General features: G+C 70.5%; 5 protein-coding genes. 2 read left to right on the top strand and 3 right to left on the bottom strand.

The annotated features are described in order from the left end of the window. Nucleotides 1-52: 52 nt before the first annotated feature. The gene (uvrA, locus tag ACFW01_RS17890) at nucleotides 53-3,133 is read right to left on the bottom strand and encodes an excinuclease ABC subunit UvrA (protein WP_384504472.1); all 3,081 of its coding nucleotides are present in this window, start codon (nucleotides 3,131-3,133) and stop codon (nucleotides 53-55) included. 224 nt (nucleotides 3,134-3,357) lie between these two features. Here uvrA and ACFW01_RS17895 point away from each other — a divergent pair, with 224 nt between their 5' ends. Together ACFW01_RS17895 and ACFW01_RS17900 are read left to right on the top strand one after the other, a co-directional pair. Further along, nucleotides 3,358-4,044: a maleylpyruvate isomerase family mycothiol-dependent enzyme gene (locus ACFW01_RS17895; RefSeq protein WP_384504474.1), complete on the top strand. Its 687-nt coding sequence runs from the start codon at nucleotides 3,358-3,360 to the stop codon at nucleotides 4,042-4,044. A gap of 49 nt (nucleotides 4,045-4,093) precedes the next feature. Further along, a complete protein-coding gene (locus ACFW01_RS17900) occupies nucleotides 4,094-4,750 on the top strand; it encodes an MBL fold metallo-hydrolase (protein WP_234953490.1) in 657 nt (218 codons plus the stop codon). Between the two features lie 200 nt (nucleotides 4,751-4,950). Here ACFW01_RS17900 and aroQ read toward each other — a convergent pair whose 3' ends face one another. Together aroQ and ACFW01_RS17910 are read right to left on the bottom strand one after the other, a co-directional pair. Beyond that, nucleotides 4,951-5,424, bottom strand: coding sequence for a type II 3-dehydroquinate dehydratase (aroQ, locus tag ACFW01_RS17905; RefSeq protein ID WP_376356293.1), 474 nt, complete (start codon nucleotides 5,422-5,424; stop codon nucleotides 4,951-4,953). A 93-nt stretch (nucleotides 5,425-5,517) separates the two neighbouring features. After that, entirely contained in the window at nucleotides 5,518-6,618 is a 1,101-nt protein-coding gene (locus ACFW01_RS17910; protein ID WP_384504477.1) for a calcium:proton antiporter, read from the bottom strand. Between the last annotated feature and the right edge of the window lie 157 nt (nucleotides 6,619-6,775).

Here is a 6,775-nt window from a genome sequence, read left to right on the forward strand (position 1 = left end):
ATCGTGGGCCCCGGCGCGTCGATGTCGGCCGGTGCGGTGCCGGACTCGGCTCTCAGGCCTTGCTCGTCCGCGTCGTCTTCTTCGCGGCGGGCTTGGCGGCCTTCTTGGCCGTCTTCGCCGCGGTGGAGGTCTTCGCGGTGGTCTTCTTCGCCGCGGCCCCCTTGGGAGCGGCCTTCCGTACGGCCGGGTCCGCGACCGACTTCGTCGCGGTCTTCTTGGCGGTGGCCTTGGACGCCACCGTCTTCGCCGCCGCCTTGCGCGGGCTCCGCACGGAGGACGCGTCGCTGATCCGGTCGGCACCGAGCACGTCCCGCAGGAACTTGCCGGTGTGGCTGGTGGCAACCCCGGCGACCTGCTCGGGCGTGCCCTCGGCGACCACCAGGCCACCGCCGGCCCCGCCCTCGGGGCCCATGTCGACGACCCAGTCGGCGGTCTTGATCACGTCGAGGTTGTGCTCGATGACGATGACCGTGTTGCCCTTGTCGACCAGGCCGGCCAGGACCGTCAGCAGCTTGCTGATGTCCTCGAAGTGCAGACCGGTGGTCGGCTCGTCCAGAACGTAGACCGTGCGGCCGGTGGAGCGGCGCTGCAGCTCGCTGGCGAGCTTGACGCGCTGGGCCTCACCGCCGGACAGGGTGGTCGCGGACTGGCCGAGCCGGACGTAGCCGAGGCCGACGTCCTTGAGCGTCTTCATGTGCCGGGAGATCGCGGGGACCGCCTCGAAGAAGTCGGTCGCCTCCTCGATCGGCATGTTCAGGACGTCGGCGATGGACTTGCCCTTGTAGTGGACCTCCAGGGTCTCCCGGTTGTACCGGGCACCGTGGCAGACCTCGCACGGGACGTAGACGTCCGGGAGGAAGTTCATCTCGATCTTGATCGTGCCGTCGCCCGCGCAGTTCTCGCAGCGGCCGCCCTTGACGTTGAAGGAGAAGCGGCCCGGCAGGTAACCGCGGACCTTTGCCTCCGTCGTCTCGGCGAACAGCTTGCGGACGTGGTCGAAGACCCCTGTGTACGTCGCCGGGTTCGACCGCGGGGTGCGGCCGATGGGCGACTGGTCGACGTGCACGACCTTGTCGACGAGGTCGTCGCCGTCCACGCGCGTGTGGCGGCCGGGCACGCTCCGGGCGCCGTTCAGCTCGCGGGCCAGGTGCGTGTACAGGATGTCGTTGACCAGGGTCGACTTGCCGGAGCCGGAGACACCGGTGACGGCCGTGAAGACGCCGAGCGGGAAGGACACGTCGATGTCCTGGAGGTTGTTCTCCCGGGCACCGTGCACGGTGAGCTGCCTGGACGGGTCGTGCGGGCGCCGGATGTCGGGCAGCGGGATGGCCTTCCTGCCGGACAGGTACAGGCCGGTCTGCGACTCGGCGTTGTCGAGCAGTCCCTTGAGGGAGCCGCTGTGTACGACCTTGCCGCCGTGCTCACCGGCGCCTGGGCCGATGTCGACGATCCAGTCGGCGACCTTGATGGTGTCCTCGTCGTGCTCGACGACGATGAGGGTGTTGCCCATGTCGCGGAGCCGGACCAGGGTCTCGATCAGCCGGTGGTTGTCGCGCTGGTGCAGGCCGATGGACGGCTCGTCGAGGACGTAGAGCACGCCGACGAGTCCGGAGCCGATCTGGGTGGCCAGCCGGATGCGCTGGGCCTCGCCGCCGGAGAGAGTGCCGGCCGCGCGGTTCAGCGAGAGGTAGTCCAGGCCGACGTCGACCAGGAAGCGGAGTCGCTCGTTGACCTCCTTGAGCACGCGCTCGGCGATCTTCTTGTCGCGGGCGCTGAGCCTGAGCTCGCCCAGGAAGTCGGCGCAGTCGCTGATGGACATCGCCGAGACCTCGGCGATCGACTTGCCCATGACGGTGACCGCGAGGACGAGGGGCTTGAGCCGGGTGCCCTCGCAGGTGGGGCAGGGCACCTCGCGCATGTAGCCCTCGAAGCGCTCGCGGCTGGCGTCGCTCTCGGCCTCGCTGTGCCGGCGCTTGACGAAGGGGATGGCGCCCTCGAAGGCCGTGGTGTACCGGCGCTCGCGGCCGTACCGGTTGCGGTAGCGGACCTCGACCTGGGTCTTGTGGCCGTACAGCAGGGCCTTGCGGGCGCGCAGCGGGAGGCCCCCGAAGGGGATGTCCGTGCGGAAGCCGAGCGCGTCCGCGAGGGCGCCGATCAGCCGGCCGAAGTAGTCCTTGGTGTGCCCGTGCGACCAGGGGTGGATGGCGCCCTCGTCGAGGGACTTGTCCTCGTCGGGGACGATCAGCTCCGGGTCGACCTCCATGCGGGTGCCGATGCCGGAGCAGTCGGGGCAGGCACCGAAGGGCGAGTTGAAGGAGAAGGAGCGGGGCTCCAGCTCCTCGAAGGACAGGTCGTCGTACGGGCAGTACAGGTGCTCCGAGTACATGCGTTCGCGCTCGGGGTCGTCCTCGGGGAGGTCGACGAAGTCGAGCACGACCATGCCGCCGGACAGGCCGAGCGCGGTCTCGACGGAGTCGGTGAGGCGGCGCTTGGCGGAGTCCTTGACGGTGAGGCGGTCGACGACCACCTCGATGGTGTGCTTCTCCTGCTTCTTCAGCGTCGGCGGGGTGGAGAGCTGGATGGTCTCGCCGTCCACCCGCGCGCGGGAGTAGCCCTTGGTCTGGAGCTCCGCGAACAGGTCGACGAACTCGCCCTTGCGCTCGCGCACCAGCGGCGACAGCACCTGGAAGCGGCTTCCCTCCGGCAGCTCCAGGACCTTGTCGACGATGGCCTGCGGCGACTGGCGCGAGATCGGCCGGCCGCATTCCGGGCAGTGCGGCTTGCCGATGCGGGCGAAGAGCAGGCGCAGGTAGTCGTAGACCTCGGTGATCGTGCCGACCGTGGAGCGCGGGTTGCGCGAGGTCGACTTCTGGTCGATGGAGACCGCCGGGGAGAGCCCCTCGATGAAGTCGACGTCCGGCTTGTCCATCTGGCCGAGGAACTGCCGGGCGTAGGAGGAGAGCGACTCCACGTAGCGCCGCTGGCCCTCGGCGAAGATGGTGTCGAAGGCCAGGGAGGACTTGCCCGACCCGGAGAGGCCCGTGAAGACGATGAGCGAGTCACGCGGCAGGTCGAGCGAGACGTTCTTCAGGTTGTGCTCGCGCGCGCCACGGACGATGAGACGGTCGGCCACGCCGGTCCGCACCTTTCTTGAGAGAAGTGACAGGGGCGGGGCCCCCGTCTTTTCTCAGACTAGGGGGAGCCACTGACAACGCCGGTCGGATTCACCGGTTGTCAACAAACCCCGACTTCCCAGCATGCCCGACGCCGCCTCCGACCTTATAGCACGCACATTCGAATTGCGGGCATCGTCCACCACCTTCACCCGAAGGTGTGGTCCGGTCTAGGGTCAGCAGCATGATTGATCACGCTCATGACCTGGCGTCTGTACGTGACGCGACCGACCGGCTGCTCACCGCGGTCGGGAAACTGGACGACGCGTCCGTGACGGAGTCGTCACGGCTTCCCGGCTGGACCCGCGGCCACGTCCTCGCCCACCTCGCCCGTAACGCCGACGCCCTCGTGAACGTCCTCGAAGGACGCCCCATGTACGTCTCCGGCGAGGCCCGGGACGCCGACATCGAGCGGGACGCCCCGCGGTCCCTCGACGCCCAGCTCGCGGACGTCCGCGAGAGCGCGGCCGGTTTCCAGGCGGCCGCTGCGGCGCCCGCGGACTGGTCGCGCACGGTGGAGCTGCGCAACGGCGTCACCGACTCCGCCTCCCGGCTGCCGTTCCGGCGGTGGGCCGAGGTGGAGCTGCACCACGTGGACCTGGGCATCGGGTACGAGCTGGAGGATCTTCCGGCGGAGTTCACCGGGCGCGAGACCGACTTCCTCGCCGCCCGCTTCACCGGGCACCCGGACGTGCCGCCCACCCGGCTCACGGACGGTACGCACGCGTGGCGCACGGGCCGTGAGGCGGACGCGCCGGAGGTGACCGTGACCGGTTCCCCGGCCGATCTGCTCGGCTGGCTCGCCGGGCGCCGGGAGGGCACCGCGCTCACGGTGACGGGCGGCCCGCTGCCGGAACTCCCGCCGCTGTAGCCCGTACACCGCGGTCCGCGGGCCGCCTGCCGGAGCTAGGCTGGCCGTCATGACGTACAGCGGAGAGGTGACGGTCGGCGGACCCGCCGACGTGCACGAGCTCAAGGACCTGATGATCACCAAGGTCGCGGTCGGCCCGATGAACAACAACGCCTATCTGCTGCGCTGCCGGGCCACCGACGAGCAACTGCTGATCGACGCCGCCAACGACGCGCACACGCTGCTGGGCACGATCGGTGACGACGGCATCGCGTCCGTCGTCACCACCCACCGCCACGGCGACCACTGGCAGGCACTCGCCGAAGTCGTCGCCGCCACCGGCGCCCGCACCCACGCCGGCCGGTACGACGCCGAGGGCATCCCGGTGCCGACCGACGTCGCGGTCGACGACGGGGACACGATCAGGGTGGGGCAGGTGGAACTCACCGCCCGCCACCTGGTCGGCCACACGCCGGGTTCCATCGTCCTGGTGTACGACGACCCACACGGGCACCCCCATGTGTTCACGGGGGACTGTCTCTTCCCGGGCGGTGTGGGCAACACCCACAAGGACCCGGAGGCGTTCGCGAGCCTGCTCCACGACGTCGAGACGAAGGTCTTCGACGTGCTCGCGGACGAGACGTGGGTCTATCCCGGGCACGGCAACGACACCACGCTCGGCGCGGAGCGGCCGCACCTGCCGGAGTGGCGCACGCGCGGCTGGTGAGCGACGGGAGCGCGGCGCGGACACCCCGCGCTCGAACCGGCGTGCGCGCCCCGTGTGACGCGTTCGCGCACACCGGTGCTCTTCGCGCGCTCCCGGCCGGCCGGCGGGAGCGGTCCACTGAAGGCAGCCCCGCGCGGGATGACGGCTCCCGTGCGGTACGGGCCGCCGGTCTCCCGTTTTCCCGCCCCCGACCGGCGGGCTCAGGCCCGGGCCTGCCCCGTCCCGGCCAGCGCGGCGACCCGCTCCACGGCGAACGCGTATCCCTGCACACCGCACCCCGCGATGACCCCGTCGGCGCGCTGCGAGACGTAGGAGTGGTGCCGGAACGGCTCCCGCTGGTGGATGTTGGAGATGTGGACCTCCACCACGGGCAGCCCGTCGCAGGTGTTGAGCGCGTCCAGGACGGCCACGGAGGTGTGCGAGTAGGCGGCGGGGTTGATCACGATCCCGCAGTGGTTCAGCCGGGCCTCGTGGATCCAGTCGACCAACTCGCCCTCGTGGTTGGACTGCCGGAAGTCCACCGTGCCGCCGTGTGCCGCCGCCGTCTTCACACACAGGGCCTCGACGTCGGCGAGGGTGTCGGAGCCGTAGATCTCCGGCTGACGCTGGCCCAGCAGGTTCAGGTTGGGGCCGTTGAGGATCATGATCGGGGCGTTGGCCAGGGTGCGGGGCACGGTTCCTCCGGTCCGTGAGGGTGCGGCGGCCCTTGCGCGACCGCTGCTCGGCCCCCGGTCTATCACGGCGCCCCGACCGGCCGTCCCCTCCGTCTACGGATTGATCGCGAGCTCCAAGTACGCCGCGAACAGCACCAGGTGGACTCCTCCTTGGAGGGGGGTGGCCCGCCCGGGAACGATGGTCAGCGAGGCGACGACCACGGTCAGGGCGAGCAGCACCATGTGGATGGCGCTCAGGCCCAGGACCAGCGGCCCGGTGAGCCACACGGAGGCCAGGGCGACCGCGGGAATGGTCAGACCGATGCTCGCCATCGCGGAGCCGAGGGCGAGGTTCATGCTGGTCTGCACCCGGTCGCGGCGCGCGGAACGCACCGCGGCGATGGTCTCGGGGAGCAGCACCAGCAGGGCGATGATGACGCCGACCACGGCATGGTGCAGGCCGGCGGCCTCCACCCCGTCCTCGATGGTCGGCGACACTCCCTTCGCCAGTCCGACGACGCCGATCAGCGCCAGGGCGAGCATCACCAGGCTGATCAGGGCGGTGCGGGCGGACGGTGCGTGGGCGTGCTCCTCGACCGTGATCACTTCGCCGTGCCGGGTGATCGGCAGGAAGTAGTCGCGGTGCCGCACGGTCAGGGTGGCGATGAACAGGCCGTAGAGGATCAGCGAGGAGAGCGCCGCGAAGGTGAGCTGCACGGTGGAGAACTCCGGGCCGGGCGCGCTGGTGGTGAACGTGGGCAGCACCAGGCTGAGGGTGGCCAGGGTCGCCACCGTCGCGAGGGCGGCTCCGGTGCCCTCGGGGTTGAACGTGGCGATGCCGTGCCGGAGCGAGCCGACCAGGAGGCTGAGGCCCACCACGCCGTTGCAGGTGATCATCACGGCGGCGAAGACCGTGTCCCTGGCCAGGGTGGCGCTCTTGTCGCCGCCGTCCACCATCAGCGTCACGATGAGCGCGACCTCGATGACCGTCACCGCGACGGCGAGGACCAGGGAACCGAAGGGTTCGCCGACCCGATGGGCCACGACCTCCGCGTGGTGCACGGCGGCCAGGACGGCCATCGCGAGGACGACCGTCATCAGCGCCACCAGGGCTCCTGGCAGATCGCGTCCCCAGGTGAGGATCAGCAGCACCACCGCGGCCATCGGACTGATGGCCGTCCACTGTGTGGTGAGCTCCCTGGGACGCGTGATCATGCGGCGATCGTCGCAGAGGGCGACGTGCCCCGCATTCTCTGTCACACGGACCGGCGAGCGGGAAGCGGCGGGGGGCGCCACGCCCCCCCCCCCTCCCCGTGGCGGTCGCCGGCGACCCGTCTAACACCGACAGGGGGTAGGGCCCGGTGCGGTGACG

Source organism: Streptomyces sp. NPDC058985, assembly GCF_042740985.1.
Taxonomy (GTDB): domain Bacteria; phylum Actinomycetota; class Actinomycetes; order Streptomycetales; family Streptomycetaceae; genus Streptomyces.

Excerpts from the sequence above, each read along its gene's own strand:
- ACFW01_RS17895 (WP_384504474.1), top strand. The coding sequence starts at position 3,358 with ATGATTGATCACGCTCATGACCTGGCGTCTGTACGTGACGCGACCGAC.
- ACFW01_RS17900 (WP_234953490.1), top strand. The coding sequence starts at position 4,094 with ATGACGTACAGCGGAGAGGTGACGGTCGGCGGACCCGCCGACGTGCAC.
- ACFW01_RS17910 (WP_384504477.1), bottom strand. The coding sequence starts at position 6,618 with ATGATCACGCGTCCCAGGGAGCTCACCACACAGTGGACGGCCATCAGT.